Raw genomic sequence first — 22,183 nt, 5'->3', positions numbered from 1 at the left:
AAGTTATATTAATTACGCCATGCAATACTAACTAATTAAGGAAGTTTGATGCAACAATTTGTCGTATTACTCAAAGGCGTCAATGTAGGTGGAAAAAACTTATTGCCAATGAAAGATTTTGTCGCACTTCTAATGTTGAGCAAATTTGAAAATGTATCGTCCTATATTCAAAGTGGCAATATTGTATTAAAAAGTACAATCCCCCTGCAGATGCAGTGCAGGCGACAATTGCAGAGCATTATGGTTTTTCGCCAGAGGTTTTTAGCTTAAATGAGGCGGAATTTACATCCGCTGTTGACGGTAACCCCTACGCAGAATTTGAAGGTAAATTTGTTCATTTTTATTTCTGTAAAAATGACATCAACTTAGTCACGGATAAATTAACAAAATACCTTGCGGATTCTGAACAATATACAATCAAAGGTAATGTATTTTATTTATATGCGCCTGACGGTATTGGTCGCTCTAAACTCATTGCAAACATAGAGTCTTGTTTGGGCCAAACCGCAACCGGTAGGAATCTAAATACCATCAATAAACTGGGTATTATGTTGAACAACTTGGCAAATTAAACCAATTATAGATGATTAACCTACGATTCTGGCAAAACTCAATAGCAATGCTTGAGCGCTGGGGTGTTATTGTCTAAAATGGCGAAGCTTTTATTTAATCAGGTCAAATACATGAACGATACTAAATCACTACCGGAATTACCGGATCACCTTTCAGGTAATCCTCGCAGCCCATTTCATGTGGCAGAAATTTTCGAGCACGACATTGGTATTCGTCTAAACGGCAAAGAGCGTAACGATGTAGAAGAATATTGCATCAGCGAAGGCTGGGTAAAAGTGGCTTCTGCAAAAGCGTTAGACCGCCGCGGACAACCACTACTAATCAAGATGAAAGGAACTGTTGAGGCCTTTTATAAATAACGGTTATGTCTTAGAGTTATCATTACAACTTTACTATAAAAAGCGGAACTTATGAGTTCCGCTTTTTGTATTAGATCCAAAATCAACACTGCTCGTTGATAATAATCCATAACGTTAGCTATTTAGATTAAATTAATTCATATGAACGGTCGGATCTACGATTACAACCTTGGCCGGTTTATGAGTGTTGATCCGTTTATACAGGCTCCAACAAATACCCAGTCGATAAACCCTTATTCATATATTATGAATAATCCTATGGCTGGAACCGATCCAACTGGTTATGCTTGCACAACGGTTCTCGTCTATGAATGGTGATTGTGGCTCTGGAGGTGCGCCAGCAGAAGATATAGGTGACAAAGAATTCGAAAGTATAGAGGTCTACAAAGACAAAGCTATTGTAAATACGAAATCTGGGGAATCTTTTCAATTAGTGAGTGTTTCTTCAGGCCAGATGAACCAACAGTTCGCAAATTCAGCTACAGTTGAAGATGTTGGTAAACCTTCAGAATCAAGTAAATCTGATTTTGGAAGTGGAATTAAGTCCTTCGCTAAAACTGTAGTAAACAGCTTTAAAAAAGGTGGTTTTATAGGGGCTGCTTTGGCTCCTTCAACTCTTGCAAATGGTGAGTTATCTGAAGCTCAATTGACAGAAGGTTATATAGAAGGGGCTTACCAAGCTGGTATTCAAGTGGGAGTAACAGATGCAGAAAATCATAGAGGTAACTCATTAGCGGTGATCGGTGAGCAGCAGACTAGAGTTATTCGTGAAGCTAAAAATATGGGTGCTTTGCAGATTCGACCTAGTTGGCCTGATATGTATAAATTTGGCTCCGAATTTATGAATTCATTCTCTAAGTCTGTAAGAGATCAAATTTCAGTTGCTTATAATAGGGGCTGGGTGAATGGCATTATGAATTCTGGTTTTAGGATTGTAGATATTGGTAGAGCTATGGATTATAGAAATAAACCTATCTCAGAATGGTACAAGGCCGAACTAAAAGAAATTGCGAAAAGGCAATATCTCAATTATGAAAGGCAAATGGTTTTCGATACATATAATTTTCCTAGCTACGGGCGGTAATTGAAAAGATGGAAAAAGAGAAATTGAACAAGTTTTGATGAAATATAGTGATTTGTTCTCAGAATTTTTAGTTGATCCTGTAAAGTATGGTCACGAGAGAGACAGTGTAATTATATGTAAAAATAAAAATATATTTTTGTTTATATCTTCAGATTGTAAAACTCGAATTATTACAATAAAAATTGGAAAAGGCTGCCAAGTGAAAGGTTACTCTGGCTTGTTAGAAGTTCCTTTACTTTATGGAGATGCTTTAGAAGAGTTAAGAAACCAACTTTCTATGAATGAGTTTGTAGAACTAAGAACTTTAGCCTCTCAATTAATGTCAGCACATGATTTAGATATGTTACTGGAAAGAAGTTTGAAACTTGTATTACTAAATATGGATAAACTAGAACATTTATTCCTCACAACCTTAAAATTATATCGAGGGCAATTACAACCCTTTGAATAGATTGAATATACAGTATTTATAAACCAGCTTCGGCTGGTTTGCTTTGAGGTCAAAGGTAATGGAATTATTTAAATCGCTAAGAGTATGAATGGCTAAAAACAATTTCAACAATTGTTCTTTGAGTTTCTACAGAATTTGAGAGAAATTTGAAAAAAATCAAAGGGTCAGAGTCGTTGATTTTTGGCGAAAACAACGGGGTCAGGTCTTGTTTTTTGCATTAGCTTTTTATCAAACTATGTATAACAAAGACAAGAAAAAGGGAATGTTAGAAGCCTATAGAACCGGACAATACAGCATGGCAGAAGTTGCTAACGCCTTTGGTGTTCATTATTCAACAGTGAGTAGAGTAGTTGCAAAATGCAAGACCTGACCCCAATATTTTTGGTCAATATCAAGATGCAGAGTCAGGTTTTAGTTATAACTATTTCCGTGATTATGACCCTTCATTAGGTCGCTACACCTAAAATGGGAAAGTTTTATACCGGCGAGCAATGATGATGCAGGTGTAAAAAGTGATGATGCTGTGATGATGCTGTGATGATGATGGAAACCGTGTCATCGATCGCAGAGCGATCGATGAGTAACATTTGAACGGTTTAAAGGTTCCAGATACTAAAAAGCCCAACCGTTTCTGGCTGGGCTATGATGATGGTTAGTAATTTATCTCCATTTACAAACTGAAGGCTTAGCCTCAAATCTTTCCTTTTATGAAGGTTATTTAGGCTCCTCCAACACACGCAAACAAATTTCCTTATCTTCGTAATCCCAACTGTCCGCTGAAGAGCTTAGCACCTTTTCTATTAGAGTTACTTTGGAACAAGCACTGTACCCCTCACCTGAAAAACTTACCGATTTAACTTCCCAGCCGAAAGCATTTCTCAGCTTATAAATTTTATATGATGGAGCTTCTTCTAGCGTCTTAACTACTATAAAAAGATTCTCAGTGGGGCAGTACTTACTAGCTGAAGGGCATTCTTCCTCTCTTCTCGACTTTATAATCTTAGTCTCTAACGAATTCTTAACGTCAGAATGCACTGTGACATTTTTTATATTCATCAGTTCTTCAGCAAAATCACCAGTTAACTCATTACTGATTTCTTCGGCAACGCAATTATCTGCGAAAAAATAGCAAACAAACAAATCATTTTGACAGTCATTATAAACCCTCTTGTTTTTTTCTTGCACTCATTCTATGCGCAGGTGGCATGTCTGTGATTTCGATGTTTCCAAGTTTGGTAGGTGCTAACAATAGTTGACGTATTTTTCAACACCGTTTTTTCCAAGAATGACGGCCCCATATTTCTGTTTATCAGTGGCATCGATTTTAAAACGTTCTGGAAATTGTCAACTAATGACCGAGCTTGGTATGTAGTGGTCAACTGTTTTTGGCCACGGTTTTATAGTTTAGCCAGTATCTTCTCTCTGACTCATTTGGTGCCAAACCGCCATTATGCTGATGCGGCCTAACTTGACTGTAATAGCCAATAATATATTTCGTGATATCTATCTTGGCTTCATTAAAACTACGATAGCCTACCGTTGGAACCCATTCTGTCTTTAGACTTCTGAAAAATCGCTCCATCGGTGCGTTGTCCCAGCAATTTCCGCGACGGCTCATGCTTTGTGTTATCTGGTAACGCCACAGCCTCTGTCTGAATTTTCGGCTCGTGTAATGACTGCCTTGGTCACTGTGAAACATCACGTTTTCAGGTCTGCCACGTAGCTCGTAAGCCATTGTTAGTGCTTTGACTGTTAATTCGCTGTCAGGTGAGTGTGACATTGCCCACCCAACAGGTTTTCGAGCGAACAAATCAATCACGACAGCTAAATAGGCCCAACGATTTCCTGTCCATATGTACGTCACATCGCCGCACCAGACTTGATTAGGCGCAGTTACATCAAACTGACGACCAAGCAAGTTAGGTATTGCCACATGCTCCTTTGAGCCTTTCTTATAAGCATGTTGTGGTATCTGACAACTCACTAAATTAAGCTTTTTCATTAACTTAGTAGCCCGGTATCGACTCAACGTTACGTCACTTTCATCTTGTGTAATGATTTCACTGATTGTTCTGGCACCTGCGGAGCCACCGCTTAACTCATGAGCATTCTCAACCTTCTTTAGTAATACTTGATGCTCGACTGACGGCGAATTATCTCGTTTCAGCCAATATTTAAAGCTGCTACGATTAACACCGAAGACATCACACAATATTTTTATTGGATACCTTACTTTATGGCTCTGATTGAGTTTTTCGATTAATTCGAATTGTTCAGTGAGTCCGACATCAACAGAGCCGTAGCCTTTTTAGAATTTCCTTTTCTAATTCAATGCGTTCAATTTTCTTTTCAAGCTCTCTTATCCTAAGCTGCTCGGGAGTCATGGGTGTTGCTTTAGGCGCTTTGCCTTGCCGTTCTTCTTTTAACTGTTTAACCCATTTACCAATCGTCGAATAACCCACATTCATGGCCTTAGCTGCTTCTTCATGGGTATAACCATGATCGAGTACCAATTGTGCCGTTTCTAATCTAAATTCTGGGCTGAAATTTTTACGTGACTTCTTAGCCATTATCTTCACCTAATACTGCTATGATTCAATCATAACATCCTCTAATTAGGTGGCCAAAATCACTATGCCACTACAGGCGGAGCATGGGAGGTAGAATAAATGATTGTTGATACATTTTTGGCTAAAGTTACAGTCCATTATCAGTCTAAGCATTCAGAGTTTCCTGAGATCTTATTAGGAGAAAATGCCAGATTTGATATCGACACAGATGAAGGTAAAGTTATTGCAAACCTCTATGACATGGAAAAAGCCAAACTTAACATTGGAGAGCAGTGTGAAGGTTCGGTTAGTGCTCGCTGGATTGGAGGAATTGATAAAAGCTTTTTAGAAAAGACTTCATTACCAATTTTAGTAATTGGAGAAGTGGTTGGCGCAGTAACAATTCATTCGTCTTCTGTTGAAAGAACCGAAGAGTGACCGTCCCCATTCATATAAAATGAACCAGCTTCGGCTGGTTTGTTTTGAGGTCAAAGTGGGATTAGATATTTTTTGATTGTAAGTAGTTTTGATAACTAGTTATCAATTGTCTCGGAATCAACTCTGTCCGATTTACCTTTGGTAGTGAGTTTCAGTTTAAACCAGATTCGGCTGGTTTGATTTGAGGTCAAAATTAATTTTGACAATATGTGGTTATTGTCAATCGCTGCGTTGAGAACTATAAAATCCGAATTTAGGATTGTTAGTGATTGTAAAATGATGGACTCTTTCGTTACAGGCTTGTCTGGAAATGGAAATCGAAATCGAAAGGTGTTTTATATTAAACTGACCCAAGAAAACGGCAAATTAAAAATAGGTAAACTTGAAGGGTTTAATGCGATCTCTCATGCTGAATGACGTAAAAGTCATGATTTGTTTCGAGATATAATCTATACAACGGGGTCAGGTCCTGACCCCGTTAGTTCTGGTTTGAGTTCAAAACAATGCAAAATGCAAGACCTGATCCCTATGACCGCCTGAGGCAGAGCGGAACGCCACACAGCAAATCACCAACGTTAACGAGCTGGCTGCTTAGCTTTCGACACAATAAAGCCCACGCGTGTGGGCTTTATTCATTAGTTCTTTGCAAAGAGTCAACTAGTTACTTTAGACATGAACTCATCAGCAAACATTTCAAACTCTTCTTGCATAACGGGATGAGCTGAACTCAAACTATCTCGCTCTTTTTCAAGAATATTAAGAGCCTTTGATTTATCACCAATTAAAAAGTGATAACAGGCTAATTTTTCTTGTTGCTGCCCCACGGAAATATACCTCAGAAGCCCATCTAATAAGTCAGAATGTTCGGCAAAACGTTCTTCTGTTTTAAGCGATATAGAATTCAAGTATTCCTGAAATGACTGTGCATCTTCGACGATGCGATCCCTCTCAAAAGTGAATCTAACAACATCATTACTTTCGTCAAACCCTCCAATATTGGATGAGAAACTAGCATACAAATATGGGGAGTACTTCCCTTATTGCACTCTGCCAAAAATGACTCTAACTTTTTCCAACCAACACCAAACATTGGATTTATAACAAGCGTATTAGATGACTTATCTGATTCGTTAAACCCGATTCTTAAATATAGATCATCACCATATTGTTTATAAAAATACCTTCTTTCTTCTTTTTAAAGCCTATTTCTTTAAAAAGAGGAATACATGTATTACTTAGTAATTTTCCCATAGGTACTAATTTACCGGACATTACCTAACACCTTTTCTCTTCAAACGAACACGCAACCTTTTTACCTACTGGTAAGCCTGCTTTCTCCGCATTAGCTCCCTAGGTATTACAGGTTCTCCTCTATCAATTGCACTTTTAACTGCTTTCTGTCCTTTAGAAAGTGAGGCATTTCCTGTTTTCACTTCAACTAAATTTGGTTTCCCATCTTTAATCGTTACAAAGTCAACCCTAGCCCTATCACCATCAAGTGTCTCTACTGTAACTTGTTCACCACGGTTGGCATCGCCCAGCTCCTGACGGACTTGGGCTTCACCAGCCTTACCTTGAGCTTTATTTTGCGCTAGTTGATCCTTTTGGAGATTTGACTCTGACTTCCAATGTCAGTTGTTTTTTGACCTGCACTATTTGCACCTTGAGTATTATCAGCACCATTCGTTGTCTTAGCTCTACCATCTGAGTTTGACGCATTTTTGGAGTTTTGAACATTACTATTTGATTTATCGCCTTTGAATGCCTGACGTACTTTTTGCAGACCTTCTTTAGCAAGTCTAACCTTTTTACCCACGGTACTTTCAATTGCACTAACGCCAACAGTAGTTGCAGCATCTGCTCCGCTTATATCCCCATTCTGATAACTCTCATACGTATCTGAAGCAGCGTTTGCAGTCTCATATGCTGAATAAGCCCAGATGATGGCTGGTATGATTGGAATATATCCAGTGGGATCGGTCCCAGCCATAGGATTATTCATAATATACGAATATGGGTTAATTCCTTGACTATCACCTTGAAGGTGTAAAAACGGATCAACACTCATAAACCGGCCAAGGTTGTAATCGTAAACCCGACCGTTCATATGAATTAGTTACACTTATAGTGGCTAACACATTGTATTTTAAAGAGTTTTATTGTTACATGGTAAAGTTTATTTTTTATATCTGTCAAATTTAATATATTTATTCTATCGACATGTAAATATGTCATGTCGATAAAAGTGCATTATATCAACACAAGGCGTTTACGTGTCGACGCTATCGACATATACTACTTGATATGTCGAAAAACGAGATATTTCAAACATGAACTGGAACCCTGAAGAACCATTTAATTCAATACCTCTCCTGCCACCATCCAAAGACGCAATCGAGAGTATAAACGTTTTGAAGGCTTGCATACCCGCTAGAGTTGCATTGGCAGAGTTGAAACAAGCTGGAGAGTTACTTCCAAATCAAGGGCTTCTTATTAACTTACTGCCCCTCCTTGAAGCTAAGGACAGTTCGGAAATCGAAAATATTGTAACAACGACAGATAAACTTTTTCAGTTTGCCTATGAAGACACCGCTGCAGATAATGCAACCAAGGAGGCTTTACGATATAGAACTGCACTTTATGAGGGGTATAAACAACTAGAATATAAACCGCTCTGCACCAATACAGCAGTTGAGATTTGCAGCACGATCAAATCTGTTGCGATGAATATTCGAAGAATACCATAGGCACAGTGTTAAGCAACCAAACCACTGGTAAAGTTATTTATACGCCACCTGTAGGTGAGCATACATTAAGAGATTTACTAGCTAACTGGGAGATATTCCTTCATACGGATGATGATTTAGACCCACTTATTAAGATGGCTATCAGCCATTATCAATTTGAAGCAATTCATCCATTTACAGATGGTAATGGCAGAACAGGTAGGATTATAAATGTTCTTTATTTAATCGAAAGAGAGTTATTAACTTTGCCGATTTTGTACTTAAGCCGCTATATCGTAAGTAATAAATCTGATTATTATCGTTTACTTCTAAAGGTTACTCAAGATGGTGATTGGGAATCTTGGTTACTTTACATGTTGAAAGGAATTGAGGAGACAGCACGATGGACTACACAAAAAATTGCCGTGGTAAGAAAACTAATTGAGCATACCACTAATCATATTCAGCAATCATTACCCAAAATTTACAGCTATGAACTCGTAAAAGTGATTTTTGAGCAGCCTTATTGCCGAATAGGGAGCTTAGTTGATAATGATATCGCTAAACGACAAACGGCCTCAGTTTATTTAAGGCAGTTATGCAATATTGGCGTATTACAAGAAGTGGCCTCAGGAAAAGAGAAACTCTTTGTTCATCCAAAGTTAATCAAATTGATGACAACTGATTCAAATCAGTTCGAAGAATACATCCTAGAATAAATTTTTAGTATTGACGGATTACTGAAAAAACTTAAATAGTTAGAATATAGTTATTTAAAATCCAATGAGTTAGCCAAAAGCCAAATCGCATTTGATTAAGTCATATGAACGGTCAATCACATACCAAGCGGCAAACTTTAAGGTATACCAGCTAACTGAAAATAGCATATTACTATTGTTGAATTTCCAGTTACGCCAGTAAATATCTAGATTGCTAATTTAATATCTAAATTAAAACAACAGCATGGGTTAGCTTCTCTTGCTATTTTTTCCTGTGTCACTCACTGTTTTGCTCGTTATCTTATCGTCGCAATCTTCATTAGAATCTGGTTGTTGACAGGTATTAATTTTATTTTGTTCTTTTAAGTCATTTGTCAGTACTTGTTTTAGCACTTCCAGTCGCTGTTTAACGGCAACACCGTAACTATAATCATCCCCCACACGTCCACTAACATTTTCATTGATTCGTTATCATGTTCAACAAAAATTCGTCCTGCACGTGCGGACATTTCCTGACTGTGACCTAGCAAGGTTAACGCCTCGACGCCTAGGCTTAATGCGGAGTCGAAGGTTTCACGTCGAAACGAAGTGACCCCTAATTTCATTAACTCATAAGCATGTCCACGGTCAATAGCGCGTGCGACAATCGCCAGGTTTGGATAATGTTTTTTAGCCATAGCGGCAATTTCTAAAATTTTATCTGCGTCATCTATTGCTATCACTAATAACTTTGCTTCAAGCGCTCCAGACGCCTCAAGCAGGTCTTTTCGGGCTGCGTCTCCGTAATGTACTTTATTAACAAAACGGCGAACCATCTCTATCTGGCTTGGGCTGTGATCAAGGATAGATAAGTGGTAACCCTGTGCTGTTAATAAACGACCAATGATTTGGCCAAAACGACCATATCCGGCAATAATGACACTTTTAGTGGCCTCTATGTGCTCAGGCTTATCATATTCAGCTTTGGAGGCTTTTGAGTTGTTCAGCTTCTTATCGTAAATCATCAGTAACAATGGGGCCATTAACATAGATATTGCGACAACTAAGGTCGCTAACTTAGTTTGTTCTGGATCCAATATTTGTAACGACGTGGTTAATGACAACAGAACAAAAGCAAATTCACCACCTTGAGCTAAGGCCAAGGTAAACAACAGCTTTTGTTTGCCTTGCATTTTAAAAATTACGGAGAGGAAAAATAACACCGTAGCTTTGAGAATTATGAGGAAAGAACCAGCATTGCTACAGTGGAGAACTGTTCAAACAACAATGGAAAGTCAATTGACGCGCCAACTGTGATAAAAAACAGCCCCAGCAACAGCCCCTTAAATGGTTCGATATCCACTTCCAATTCGTGTCTAAATTCACTTTCGGCTAAAACGACACCCGCTAAAAATGTGCCTAATGCAGGGGATAATCCAATTTTTTGCATTATATACGCAATGGCAATGACCAAAAACAACGCCATTACGGTAAACAGTTCTCGTAGTCGTGTTTCTGCTATATATCGAAATAAGGGCGTCGATACATACTTCCCCGCAAAAACAATACTCGCGATAACAGCACCTGAGATCATCACTTGCAGATAAACTGGGTAGTGCGCAATTAAGTTGCCATGATCAGACACAGTGCCAATAGAATCGCTAAAGGCTAACAATGGAAATAGCGCTAGGATTGGGATGACCGCAATATCTTGAAATAACAATACAGAAAACGCGTTTTGACCGGCTTCTTGATTGGTCCAGTCTTTTTCATTCAAGCTTTGTATAACGATAGCGGTAGAAGACAAAGCTAACATCAAGCCGATGGCCAGAGCGGTCTGCCATTGTAACGAAAATACCCAATAGCAGGTCGCAAAAATAGCTAAACTGGTCAGCGTAACTTGCAGGCCCCCTAACCCAATAATGGAATGTCTCAGTTTCCACAACCTCGACGGTTGTAACTCCAAACCAACTAAAAACAACATCATAACAACGCCAAATTCAGCAAAGTGCATGACATCGGTTTGGTCACCAACAAGACCCAATAAAAACGGACCTATCAATATTCCAGCTAATAAATAGCCTAACACCGAGCCTAAACCTAAGCGTTTTGCTACAGGCACCGCTATAACAGCAGCCGCTAAATAGACGACAGCAAGCTCTAACATCGAATTCTCCAAAAATAAAAAACGCTATCTAACACTTAGCATTGACTATACACCAATTGTCACTGCTCTTTGCAAACGAACGGGCTGACACGGCCTGTAAATTTGACTATGACTCGCGATAGTTTCTATTTTTCGACATACCGCCAATCCCTGCGTTTAACGTATTTGTAGGATCGAGCATTCTGTAATTGTCAGCCAATGCAGGCTTTGCATGATAATGATGGCCGACATTGTGTTCAGCAGGATACTCAGCCCCTCGAATTTCGAGCAGTGCGAGTAACGCTTGTTTGATCTTCTTCGGGTCTTCACCGCTTCGTACCAAATAATCTTGGTGAAATACATGACACAAAAAGTGGCCGTAATATAACTTACTAACTAACTTGCTATTAAGGTGCTCAGGTAAAGTCTCAAACCAATCTGTATCATTACGCTTTAACGCGATATCGAGTGCGACGATATCTTCAACTTTTTATGGTTAATCGCTGCATACTGAACCGCTGCACCCGCTGCGGCAAAACGCAGTAAATAAGCGGACTTCGCATCGGCCTCAGTGCAGAGAAAATAATCTAAATCGTATTCTGTTTTTATCTCATTTAACAATAATTCAGTTACGTCTTTTTCATCCCCTTTGACCGTTAATATCAGCTGATGTTCAAATTTGTCATTCCATTGATGAAGCGTTTTTGGCGTTTGGCTTGGGAACAGTTTGGCAATGCGATAGACAACTTTGTCGATAAAACCTTGCTTTAAAAACGGTATTCTACGGCAAAGTGCATCTAACTGTCGTTTGACATTAAAAAATTTAGGTAGCCAATTGGTTCCCAAATGTTTAATTAGCAATACAGTATCTCGGCCATAATTATCGGCCAATTCAAAGATATCCCGATGGAGGTATTCAGCGTAAACAGGAAGATTTGTCGCTTTTTCTAATAGGCTGGTTCTGACTTTTTGCAGTGCCTGAGTCGAATTAGTGCCCACATAAAACGTGTGCTCTTGCTCGTTTTTCAAAAACGTATCAACTCGTACGGCAAACACTGCAAGTTTACCGGCACAACCACTTGCTTGATGTAATCGTCGAGGGTCAGCATTAAAACGAGCGGGAGTATCATCGGTTGTTTTACGAACCCAGTCGGCATAATCGCGATCGGACGCTAACTTTTCAGTGGTCTTAATGTCATCCTGCGAATATGTTTTGTTTTGCAAATTAGTCAGTATTTCTTCAACGGTTTCGCCTAGCTCGATATCGAGTTCGTTAACGAGTCGCAATGAACCTGCTTCGTCTATTTGGGCGTATAACGCTAGTTCGGTATAAGCTGGGCCACGTTCGACTAATGCGCCACCAGAGTTGTTACATATGCCACCGACAATTGATGCACCAATACACGATGACCCAATCACCGAATGTGGCACTCTTCCATATGGCGCAAGGGCTTTTTCTAGCGAAAATAAACTGGCCCCCGGTAAAGCGACGATCTGCTGTTCTTTGTCTAATACGTGGATATCGTTTATTTGTGTGGTGTTAATAATAACCGTGTTTCTATCACAACCTTGAGTGGGTGTAGACCCGCCAGTCAATCCGGTATTTGCCGCTTGCATCACCACAATGACATTGGCGTTAACGCAGGCTTCCAGCAATTGCCACTGCTGCCAAAGCGTGGTGGGTTTCACAACAGCTAAAGCAGGACCTTGCCCTTCACGAAAACCTTTTCTATATGGTGCTGTGGCACGTTCGCTGGTAAGTACATTGCGTGGCCCGACAATTTTTTTGAAACAGGCAATGAGAGACTGCTGTGGCATTTTTGAATAAACCTACTTTTTGATGTTAACATAATGGGCTACCGTTAATAATAAAGACATGATAGAAATAACGGCAGCTAAATCACTATACCTAAAGAGTTATAGCTAAGTAACAAGAACTTAATTGACGGAAGTTTTAGGCTCACGTGAGCCAAACATCACCTTTCGTTGATTACTTCGAAGCCGTTCTTGCTCCATAATTTCCTGAGAATTAATATCAGCTAAAGGCTGCTGAGCCTTTCTAGACAAATCCCCGTCTGCGATAAGCGACAAATAGCGGGTACAACATACTCTTAAAAAGAGGTAAAGTTGCTAATGTCGTGGTCGGCATCAAGGGACTCAAGGTACAACTTTGTTATCATTTGATTTACTGTCATTTGATCGCGAAATGATAACTCTTCTAATATATCCCAAAAAAACTCCTCTAATCGAATTGAAGTAACAACCCCATCGATGCGAAGTGATTTGGTCCGATAAGTCCATAACTGGCTATCGGCGTTAATAAAAAGTCGACACATAAGTCCCCTTAAACACTTACAAAATTATAACAATGCCACAAACTGTTTTAACATGGCCGGATGAGCTGGCCAAGCTGGGCCTGTGACTAACTTACCGTCGGTAATTGCGCCGTCCATTGATAATTCAATGTACTCTGCACCTGCCATGGTCATCTCTGGTTGACACGCCGGGTAAGCTGATACCTTTTTGCCTTCAATAACACCTGCTGCGCTGAGTAATTGTGGACCATGACATACTGCTGCAATGGGTTTGTCACTCGTTGCAAAATGACGAATTATTTCAATAACTTTTGGATTTAAGCGTAGGTACTCAGGAGCACGCCCACAAGGTAAATATAATGCATCGAAATCGTCAACATTAACATCAGCAAATGTCGCATTTAACTCAAAATTGTGACCTCGTTTTTCAGTGTAGGTTTGATCACCTTCAAAATCATGAATTGACGTTGCAATCGTGTCACCTGCTTTTTGCTAAGGGCACACCGCTTCAACATCATGCCCCATTGCTAATAGCGCTTGAAAAGGAACCATGTTTTCATAATCTTCAACAAAGTCACCAGTGATCATTAGTACTTTAGCCATTTTTAAATCCTCAATTTATTATTAGAATCAAAAGGCATTAGCCAACCCTGCTGAAAATCGTTTAGCTCATGCCGTGTTTGCAAATCCAGTAAATCATATGAGGCAATTGTCAGGGTAATATGGGAATACTACTTTTCGAGAACACGCCTTAATCATTAGGCTTAAATTTAATACGGCTGTTAATAAACACCTTTAATTCTGGAGACTAAAAAGTCCACTGCGGCTTTTATCTTAGGCACTTGATGTCGTTGTTTTTGGTACAACAAAAATACGCCAAAGTTAGTTTGTTGAGTCACTTTTACGGTTGGGGTAATTGTCAATTCAGTTAACTGTCCGGATTCAATATAATCCTTTAATACCCAGCGAGGTAACATCAAAATTCCACAGCCTTGCAAGGCTTTTTCCACTAACCAGTTGCCACTGTTACTGATAAGGACTTGTTCTGCTGAGACGTCCTGCCACTGTTTTTCTATTTCACAAATCCAAGGTATTGGCCCTGTGGGGCTTTTGAAAAATAGGCCTTTATGTTGTTTCAAATCCAATGCGTTCGTTGGTGTACCAAACTGCCGTAAGTAGTCGGGGGAAGCCACGATAATAAAATCATTGGCCATCAGTTTTACCGCCACCACATGCTCATCGGGGGCGTATCCGCCTCTAATGGCTAAATCGACATCTTCCCTCGATAACGTAGACACGTCATCACTTAGGCTGACATTTAACGTTATATCGGGATACAACTCACTAAACTCGTCTAGCAGTGGCAATAATATTCGCTCACCAAACCCGACCATTGAACTGATATTAAGCACGCCCATCGGATTAGCCTGATAACTTCGAACGGTTTCGTCGCTGTGGGCTAGTAGTTCTAGAACCTCACAGACCTGGTTGTAATATATTTGTCCTATCTCAGTTAAGCTTACGGCTCGTGTTGTCCGTTTTAAAAGTGTTGCACCTAGGCTTTGCTCCAAATCGGCAATTCGACGAGATAAGGACGAAGGCGGGACCGAAAACAAATCAGCCGCTTTACTAAAGCTGCCCTTCTCTACCACTTTCACAAAGTATTTTATTGCTCTTAACTTATCCATACATGTTCCAACTGATTTTTGTGAGTTATTTCTACTGCTGTCTTATATTGCTCATTTTATTATTGTTATAAAGACAATAAACATTGTCGTATTACACCATATATCTTACATCAAAATCATTGAATAATGACCTCAATGAAACATGACTAAAACAAATTTGAAGACAGGAAACGGACACATGACTACATATACCGCTATCAACTTAGTAAAACGCCCATCTGGTGGCCCGATTACCGCTGATCTTTTTGCTTCTGTTAAAAAGCAAATGCCGACAATTGGCGAAGGTCAGTTTTTAGTTAAACAAAATCATATGTCTCTTGATCCCGCTATGTTTGGCTGGATGAACCCGGACACCAATAGCTACATCCCACCGGTTGCATTAGGTGATGTAATGCGCAGTTCAGGTATTGGTGAAATTGTCGAAAGTAATCACCTAGGCTTTAAGGTGGGTGAACGGGTTATGGGCATGATGGGCTGGCAAGAGTATTTTCTGAGTAATGGCCAAGGACTTAATAAAGTTGCGGCGCCACTGCCTGACGAAGCCATATTATCGATTTTTGCTTTACCTTGGTTTGACGGCGACCCAGGGGTTATTTAATGTTGGTAAACCGCAAAAAGGTGAAACAATTGTGGTTACAGGCGCGGCCGGTTCCGTAGGAACGATTGTTGGCCAACTGGCAAAAGCTGAAGGTTTACGCGTGATTGGAGTAGTAGGCAGTGATGAAAAAGCGGACTGGATAGTTAATGAACTTGGTTTTGACGCGGCGATTAATTACAAAAGCGACAATTTAGATGATCAACTTGCCTCACATGCACCTGATGGCATCGATATCTTGTTTGAAAACACAGGCGGCCCTATTCAAAGTATGATTGTCGATCGTATGAACGCCCATGGCCGCGTTGTTGTATGTGGCCTAATTGCCGACTACAGTAAACAAGTACCAACACCTGGACCAAGCTGGATGAATGTAATTAAACGTCGTCTAACCATTCAAGGCTTTACCATGCCTGATCATTTTCATGAAATCCCAACCCTACTCGAAAAGTTAACGCCTTATGTTATGGCTGGGAAAATCAAACATAGATCCCATGTATTAGAAGGATTAGAGTCTGCGATAGACGGGTTAAACTTATTTTTCACTGGCGAAAACAAAGGCAAATTGTTAGTTAAGCTATAAGTGTAACTAACAAACGTGACATACGTTTTTACATAAGTTGTTATAGACAGACATTAAAATGAATGGCACTTTTTTCGCAAAAGTGTCATTTTTGTAATTATGGCTTTAACCCAAATATTATTTTTATTGGATTTAACATGAAAAAGTTACAAATCGATATCGTGTCAGATGTTATGTGCCCTTGGTGTATCGTTGGTTATAAAGGATTAGAAAACGCTCTTCAGCAGCTTGCGCCAAGTTTAGAAGCCGACATCAGTTGGCTTCCTTTGAACTCAATCCACAAATGCCAATTGAGGGTCAAGACTTAACCCAGCATATCATGGAAAAATATGGCATAACTAAGCAACAAAGTGATCAAAATAGAGACATGCTCACACAGCGTGGAAAAGACGTTGAATTTGATTTTAATTTCTCCGACCAATTACGCATGATCAACAGCTTTGATTTACATCGTCTGCTTACGTGGGCTAAAGATCAGGGTAAACAACATGAATTACAGCTGGCGTTATTTAGTGCACATTTCACCAACAACACGCCATTGAATATCAAAGAAAAGTTGTTAGAAATAGTTAAATCGGTGGATCTTGATGTCGCTACAGCGGAGAACATTTTAGACTCGGATCAGTATTCACAGAGAGTTAGAGCTGAACAGAAATTAAGTTTAGACCGTGGCATTCACTCGGTTCCGACATTTATTATTAACAATAAATATTCGGTTTCTGGTGGCCAGCCTGCGGAGTCATTCAAAAAGGTACTGCAAGAAATAGCACAGGAATTATAGTTCTGTCTGTCATTCAATTTAACAAGTACTCTCATTAAGAGAGTACTTAACTTTAAAGCAATTTTTGAATTGCAGACTCGATAGCTTCAGGCTTAGTCGCAGTTGCAAAACGAGAAACAACCTCACCTTCTTTATTAACCAAAAACTTAGTGAAGTTCCACTTAATCTTTTTAGTGCCTAAAATACCGCGTTTAGCCGATTTTAGATGCGTATAAAGCGGATGACAATCTGGGCCATTAACGTTAATTTTATCAAACATTTGGAACGACACGCCGTAATTGAGCTGACAAAATTCACTGATCTCAGTGCTGTCGCCTTTTTCCTGTTGTCCAAACTGGTTGCAGGGAAACCCTAAGATCACTAAACCTTTATCTTGGTATTTATCAAACAACGTTTGCAAGCCTTCATATTGATAGGTAAAACCACATTTGCTGGCGGTATTCACTATCAAAACAACTTTACCTTTATATTCGCTTAGCTCAATCTCTTTGCCTTGCAACGACGTCGCTTTAAAATCGTAAAAGTGGCTCATTTATTATCCTTTAACACTAAAATTTTCATTAACTCATTTAAGTTAGAATTTCTGTTAACCTGAATTTGACCCACAGGATTCACGAACCACAAGTTGCGTTTTCATAAAGGTATTTGAAACTGGTTTGCCGTGGATCATTTCCACAAGTTTATCAACCAACAATTTACCGGCTTCCGTTGTATTTTGACGACATGTAGTAAGGGCTGGCGACGTATAACGTGCCATTGGAATGTCATCAAAACCAACAATTGCTATGTCTTCTGGTACTTTTAATCCACGTTCGTGGATGGCATTAATTGCGCCAGTTGCCAACAAATCACTCGCTACGACCAAGGCATCAAGCTTTTTGTTTTTATCAAGTAGTTTTAGCGTCGCTTCATATCCGTCTTCCGCCATATTCACCGCGTCAGCTTGCATCGCAGGATCGGCTTTAATACCAACTTTTTCTAACGCCGCCACATGTCCGCGATATCTGGCCATAAACTCAGGCGCACTTTCATTAATCGTTCCAACAAACCCAAAATGTTTACGGCCAAGACGCAGTAAATGATTCGTGATCTGTCTTCCGCCATGGTGGTTATCACAGCCGATTGAGGTCGTTTCAATACTTTCTGTTTCGGCCCCCAACGTACAAAGGGAGTTCCATGTTCGACCAACTCTGTTAATTTCGACTCGTAATCTAGATAATCACCATAGCCAAGTAATATAAGGCCATCAGCTTTATTACTGTCTTTGAAAACCGAATGCCAATCAGCATTTAGCTCCTGAAAAGACACTAATAGATCATAACCTAATACTCCACACTCACGTGTGATACTGCCTAACATAGATAGGAAAAATGGGTTAATTAACGAGTCGTCGCTCGTAGGATCTTCAAATAACAAAAGTGCTAAGGTTGTACTGCTTTGAGAACGCAAACTGCTGGCGTTTTTATCAACCGTATAATTTAGTTCTTTGGCTATTTCTTGGATTTTTTGTCGTGTTGCTTCGCTCACTAACGGACTATGTCGAAGTGCTCTTGAAACTGTGGATTGAGAAACCCCAGCTCGATATGCGATGTCAAATGATGTGGCTTTACCTTTCACAAATGTTTTCACTTTGGTTACGGTATTTGACTCATACTAACCTTAGTTTCTACGTCTGTAAAATTTATTTTCTTTAATTTTTCAAGTGTTTAATAATCAATACATACGTATTCAAAGAAAGATTTCTAAGCGGATAATAACTTCAATGGGATTCTAAAGTCTCTTAAGAAAAATGCAACAACTTAACTTAAACTCGTCAATTTGTTGCAACAATGACAGCTAATTTGATGATCAAATTCAACTTATTTGCAATTTAACACCCACGATAACTAGGTCAAAAAATGTCATTTCCAATACTACTCTAAGGTAATAAATCGAAACTGAATTCCGGCTTTTTCTTCTAACCTTTTTAATCCTTCAGACTTTAGTGCTGAAGCAGGGGTTAAAAATCCAGTCCCTGAATCGACACGACTTGTCTCTAGTAATTCCATACTAATTTCTGTGATCATTTTACAGGTACTGCCATAACTAGGATCGCCTTTACCAAATACCGTGAGTTCGACCCGCTTACCGGACTTCATTTTACCAATCAATCTAACATTAAAAAATCCCGCTTTAATGACATCGTCGTTTGGCCCTTCGCCTTAGTTTAGGTAACATAAACGACTTTAATATTTGGCGAGTTGGGCCAAATGAGGCCATCAACATAAATCCTGCAAGGCCAAATGTGGTCATTGTGGATTTTATTAGCCCCTTAATTCCAGTGCCCATAAACATCGACTCATCATACAAAAATGATTTGCCCCATTTAAATTGCATCAAATAATGAGTTCGATGGACTACCTTGGTATTAATACTCGCCATCACAAACGGCGCTAAAAACCCTTTCCCCGGACGGTTTAATGCAATGCCAGATACACTTTTTTGAAACGGTAAACCTTCAGGTTGATCCAATATTAAGGCATAAGGTGTTTTGAATTTGCGAGCATCGGCTTTATTTGCTTTGATCGACTCTATAGCATTTAGCAGACTAGCGTAAGTGCCACCGCTAATGCCGCCCTTCGATTTACGGAATTGATAGCGAATTTCTGTACACGGTTCTTTAAACAACTTTAAACATTTACTTTGAAGATAATAGACCCCCATATCAGAAGGGACAGAGTCAAAACCACAACAATGAATAATACGCGCTTTGTTAGCTTTAGCGACCGCTTCATATTTTTCTAACATGTGTCTAATCCACTGTGGTTCACCGGTTAAATCGCAATAATCGCGGCCTAACTCTGCGCACGCTCGTACCAAATTTTCACCATATAGGGCATAAGGTCCGACAGTGGATATCACCAATTTTGTTTGTTTGACCAAGTCAAAAATAAAGGACTCGTCACCCGCATCACCCACAAGTAAGTCTGCGTTATATTTAAGTTTGGTTTTTAATGCTCGTAGCTTTTTAATGTCACGACCGGCAAAAGCGATGCGCCCTTTTAAGTGTTCGCCATACTTATTAACCATCCGCTCTGCAACTAATTGACCAACAAAGCTTGTCGCGCCCCAAATAACTAGATCATATTTCACAATAAATCTCTCAAAGCTAATCCACGTAGGATATTAATTTAAACCAATTAACTTGATAGTAAACGCAATTTTGCGACTCTACTACTGTTTATTGACCGCTCGTGTATGCTTCAACTAACCAGTTGAATAGTTTACATTACAACTTTATTTTTGAGGATAAACCTGTGCCAAATTCAAAACTAAAGATAGCACCACATTTAGCTCAATTGAAGCTGCTATTAGACGACTCAAGCATCGTCCATGCTGAACAACTGCAGTCACTTTGGAGTGGTTATGGCGAAGTCGCACGCTATAAAAGTCTCGATTCAGGCGCCTCATTTATTGTGAAAAATATTGATTTGTCACCGGCCAAAAGTCATCCACGAGGCTGGAATTCAAACATCGGGCACCAGCGTAAATTGCGGTCATACCAAGTTGAAACAAGCTTCTATCAAGCTTATGCAGCCCACACTGACAAACATTGTTACGTTCCTCAGCTAATTGCCCAACAACACAATGAATCATCAATACTATTGGTCTTAGAAGATTTAGATGCGTTAGGTTACAACCAAAGACTGGAAGTCGCACAGTGGCATACCTTCAAAATCGCGATACGTTGGCTTGCTTATTTTCATGGCAAATTTATGTTTTCAACAGCTGAGTCACTCTGGCCCATTGGTACTTATTGGCATTATCAAACACGGCAAGATGAATACAATAAAATGGCGCCGAGCCCCTTGAAAGAGCACGCACAAGAGATAGATGAAGTGCTGAATAAGAGTCAATTTAAAACGTTGTTACACGGTGACGCAAAATTTCAAAACTTGTGTTTTCATCAAAATAACCTAGATGTTGCCGCTGTCGACTTTCAATATGTCGGACTCGGGCATGGTGTAAAGGACTTAACATGTTTAGCGGCTAGCTGTTTAAACAATCAACAACTTTTTGAATATGACGACTTAATATTAACGGAATATTTGACGTCGCTAAAATCGGCATTAAATTACTATCAACATTCGCTGGACTTTGAACAACTCTCTGAAGAATACCAGCAGCTCTATCCTTTGGCATGGGCTGACATATATCGGTTTTTGCTCGGATGGAACCCACAAAGTATTAAGATCAGTGATTACATGATCCAAAAAGCGGATCTGGGGTTAAATCAAATCCGCTTTTTATAATCTTATCGCGTGATTAATTGGCGCGATTAGTACTAAACGTTTCTTTCATTTGCTCGGCAAATGCCAAAAACTTTTCTTTAATTGTACGTTTCACTTTAATTTCTAACGAACCGATAATCGACTTACCGACTATGGTTATAGTTGGAGCTTGACGATTTGCTAGTGAAGGAGATTTATTTTCAATACTGCTGATAACACCATAGGTTTGGCAAACTACATTGACATTTTCAGGCACATAAATTTCATCGCTAGCCAGTACACTAAAAATCTCTACAGTGACATTCTGATGATGGAAAATAGCGTCGGTGAAATCTAAAGTAACTGAGCCTATGACGTTTAAAATTTTAATGCGCTTAGGCACGCGCCACTGGCCACTTCGCTCGGCTGAACCTAATATGCTATTTAACGTTAGCACTTCATCGTCAGTTGTTTCAGCATAATTTGGGGTAAACTGCTTTTCCTTCGATGTTTCGTACTTTTGGTCAATATCCATTTCTAAATCAACCACTAGCGCTAACATCTCGCTATGAACCTCAGAGGTCATGAGTTGGTCAAGTCTTCGTTCAAATGCATCTGATGAGATCACACCATGGCTATAGTTAATGATCAATTTGTCAATACATTCTTCTCGTACTTGCTCAATTGGGCGGTCTTCCAATTTTACACTCATGATGTTATCCCCTTTATTCTTTTTTGGTCAATTTGAGTCGACTTAATTTATTGTAAAAGCCTAACTTTGGTTTAGCGAGTAATTACAGCAATATTTTCATTACTTTGTTACTGCGCCTTTTGTCGCTAAAGAAGAGCAAGTTGCAAACCAACTTTAATTTCCTTTAAAAACAAATAGATAAGAAAAACAAAGAAACCAAACGTGTCAAGTGACGTCAAAATGTCGTGTAATCGAC

At 39.4% G+C, this 22,183-nt stretch carries 16 protein-coding genes and 9 pseudogenes; 11 read left to right on the top strand and 14 right to left on the bottom strand.

Annotation, left to right across the window (positions count from 1 at the left end):
- Positions 1–48: 48 nt before the first annotated feature.
- From PN838_RS21325 to PN838_RS21305, 5 genes and pseudogenes are all read left to right on the top strand, one after another.
- A pseudogene (locus PN838_RS21325) lies at positions 49–572 on the top strand (DUF1697 domain-containing protein).
- 111 nt (positions 573–683) lie between these two features.
- Positions 684–932: a DUF3297 family protein gene (locus tag PN838_RS21320; RefSeq protein ID WP_215965150.1), complete on the top strand. Its 249-nt coding sequence runs from the start codon at positions 684–686 to the stop codon at positions 930–932.
- Between the two features lie 129 nt (positions 933–1,061).
- Positions 1,062–1,217 (top strand): annotated as a pseudogene (locus tag PN838_RS21315) (RHS repeat-associated core domain-containing protein); the annotation flags it as partial.
- Between the two features lie 22 nt (positions 1,218–1,239).
- Positions 1,240–2,016, top strand: coding sequence for a hypothetical protein (locus PN838_RS21310; protein WP_272181905.1), 777 nt, complete (start codon positions 1,240–1,242; stop codon positions 2,014–2,016).
- A gap of 37 nt (positions 2,017–2,053) precedes the next feature.
- The gene (locus PN838_RS21305) at positions 2,054–2,467 is read left to right on the top strand and encodes a hypothetical protein (RefSeq protein WP_272181904.1); all 414 of its coding nucleotides are present in this window, start codon (positions 2,054–2,056) and stop codon (positions 2,465–2,467) included.
- Positions 2,468–3,181: 714 nt separating this feature from the next.
- On the opposite strand, the gene PN838_RS21300 is transcribed toward PN838_RS21305, so the two are convergent.
- Positions 3,182–3,652: a hypothetical protein gene (locus PN838_RS21300; protein ID WP_272181903.1), complete on the bottom strand. Its 471-nt coding sequence runs from the start codon at positions 3,650–3,652 to the stop codon at positions 3,182–3,184.
- Between the two features lie 190 nt (positions 3,653–3,842).
- Positions 3,843–5,037, bottom strand: a protein-coding gene (locus PN838_RS21295; RefSeq protein WP_370661057.1) for an IS3 family transposase whose coding sequence is annotated in 2 segments (ribosomal slippage) — positions 3,843–4,770 and positions 4,769–5,037 — 1,197 coding nt in all. Because the reading frame shifts where the segments join, the coding sequence is not laid out codon by codon here.
- Between the two features lie 99 nt (positions 5,038–5,136).
- Between PN838_RS21295 and PN838_RS21290 the strand changes: the two genes are divergently transcribed.
- A complete protein-coding gene (locus PN838_RS21290; protein ID WP_272181901.1) occupies positions 5,137–5,454 on the top strand; it encodes a hypothetical protein in 318 nt (105 codons plus the stop codon).
- A gap of 276 nt (positions 5,455–5,730) precedes the next feature.
- A complete protein-coding gene (locus PN838_RS21285; protein ID WP_272181900.1) occupies positions 5,731–5,871 on the top strand; it encodes a hypothetical protein in 141 nt (46 codons plus the stop codon).
- Positions 5,872–6,107: 236 nt separating this feature from the next.
- On the opposite strand, the gene PN838_RS21280 is transcribed toward PN838_RS21285, so the two are convergent.
- Both PN838_RS21280 and PN838_RS21275 read right to left on the bottom strand, forming a co-directional pair.
- Positions 6,108–6,473, bottom strand: a complete 366-nt coding sequence (locus tag PN838_RS21280; protein WP_272181899.1) for a hypothetical protein — start codon at positions 6,471–6,473, stop codon at positions 6,108–6,110.
- A 572-nt stretch (positions 6,474–7,045) separates the two neighbouring features.
- Positions 7,046–7,561, bottom strand: coding sequence for an RHS repeat-associated core domain-containing protein (locus PN838_RS21275; RefSeq protein ID WP_272181898.1), 516 nt, complete (start codon positions 7,559–7,561; stop codon positions 7,046–7,048).
- Between the two features lie 223 nt (positions 7,562–7,784).
- On the opposite strand from PN838_RS21275, the pseudogene fic reads away from it, so the two are divergent.
- A pseudogene (gene fic / locus PN838_RS27625) lies at positions 7,785–8,899 on the top strand (protein adenylyltransferase Fic).
- A gap of 249 nt (positions 8,900–9,148) precedes the next feature.
- Here the strand turns inward: fic and PN838_RS21260 are convergent.
- The 5 genes and pseudogenes from PN838_RS21260 to PN838_RS21240 all read right to left on the bottom strand — a co-directional run bounded on the left by PN838_RS21260 (position 9,149) and on the right by PN838_RS21240 (position 15,027).
- Positions 9,149–11,045: pseudogene (locus tag PN838_RS21260) on the bottom strand (monovalent cation:proton antiporter-2 (CPA2) family protein).
- A gap of 106 nt (positions 11,046–11,151) precedes the next feature.
- Positions 11,152–12,842 (bottom strand): annotated as a pseudogene (gene dld / locus PN838_RS21255) (D-lactate dehydrogenase).
- 293 nt (positions 12,843–13,135) lie between these two features.
- On the bottom strand, positions 13,136–13,360 hold the full coding sequence (locus PN838_RS21250) for a ribbon-helix-helix domain-containing protein (RefSeq protein WP_272181895.1): 225 nt from the start codon (positions 13,358–13,360) through the stop codon (positions 13,136–13,138).
- 24 nt (positions 13,361–13,384) lie between these two features.
- Positions 13,385–13,942: pseudogene (locus PN838_RS21245) on the bottom strand (DJ-1/PfpI family protein).
- Between the two features lie 179 nt (positions 13,943–14,121).
- Positions 14,122–15,027 carry a LysR family transcriptional regulator gene (locus tag PN838_RS21240; protein WP_272181894.1) on the bottom strand — a complete coding sequence of 302 codons (906 nt, stop codon included), beginning with the start codon at positions 15,025–15,027 and terminating at the stop codon, positions 14,122–14,124.
- A gap of 178 nt (positions 15,028–15,205) precedes the next feature.
- Between PN838_RS21240 and PN838_RS21235 the strand changes: the two are divergent.
- Positions 15,206–16,205, top strand: a pseudogene (locus PN838_RS21235) (NADP-dependent oxidoreductase).
- A gap of 137 nt (positions 16,206–16,342) precedes the next feature.
- Positions 16,343–16,986 (top strand): annotated as a pseudogene (locus tag PN838_RS21230) (DsbA family oxidoreductase).
- A 52-nt stretch (positions 16,987–17,038) separates the two neighbouring features.
- Here PN838_RS21230 and PN838_RS21225 read toward each other — a convergent pair.
- The 4 genes and pseudogenes from PN838_RS21225 to PN838_RS21210 form a co-directional block, all read right to left on the bottom strand.
- Complete coding sequence (locus PN838_RS21225) at positions 17,039–17,518, bottom strand: glutathione peroxidase (protein WP_215965488.1); 480 nt, start codon at positions 17,516–17,518, stop codon at positions 17,039–17,041.
- A gap of 54 nt (positions 17,519–17,572) precedes the next feature.
- Positions 17,573–18,603, bottom strand: a pseudogene (locus tag PN838_RS21220) (LacI family DNA-binding transcriptional regulator).
- Positions 18,604–18,899: 296 nt separating this feature from the next.
- Complete coding sequence (locus PN838_RS21215; RefSeq protein WP_272181893.1) at positions 18,900–19,124, bottom strand: hypothetical protein; 225 nt, start codon at positions 19,122–19,124, stop codon at positions 18,900–18,902.
- 34 nt (positions 19,125–19,158) lie between these two features.
- Positions 19,159–20,118 carry a saccharopine dehydrogenase family protein gene (locus tag PN838_RS21210; protein WP_272181892.1) on the bottom strand — a complete coding sequence of 320 codons (960 nt, stop codon included), beginning with the start codon at positions 20,116–20,118 and terminating at the stop codon, positions 19,159–19,161.
- Between the two features lie 164 nt (positions 20,119–20,282).
- Between PN838_RS21210 and PN838_RS21205 the strand changes: the two genes are divergently transcribed.
- Complete coding sequence (locus PN838_RS21205; protein ID WP_272181891.1) at positions 20,283–21,278, top strand: oxidoreductase family protein; 996 nt, start codon at positions 20,283–20,285, stop codon at positions 21,276–21,278.
- A gap of 13 nt (positions 21,279–21,291) precedes the next feature.
- On the opposite strand, the gene PN838_RS21200 is transcribed toward PN838_RS21205, so the two are convergent.
- Positions 21,292–21,948: a LiaF domain-containing protein gene (locus PN838_RS21200; protein WP_215965484.1), complete on the bottom strand. Its 657-nt coding sequence runs from the start codon at positions 21,946–21,948 to the stop codon at positions 21,292–21,294.
- Positions 21,949–22,183: the final 235 nt, after the last annotated feature.

Source organism: Psychrosphaera algicola (genome assembly GCF_028401425.1).
Classification (GTDB): domain Bacteria; phylum Pseudomonadota; class Gammaproteobacteria; order Enterobacterales; family Alteromonadaceae; genus Psychrosphaera; species Psychrosphaera algicola.
The sequence above is the reverse complement of the archived record's forward strand: the minus strand, read 5'-3'. Positions and strand labels throughout refer to the sequence as shown.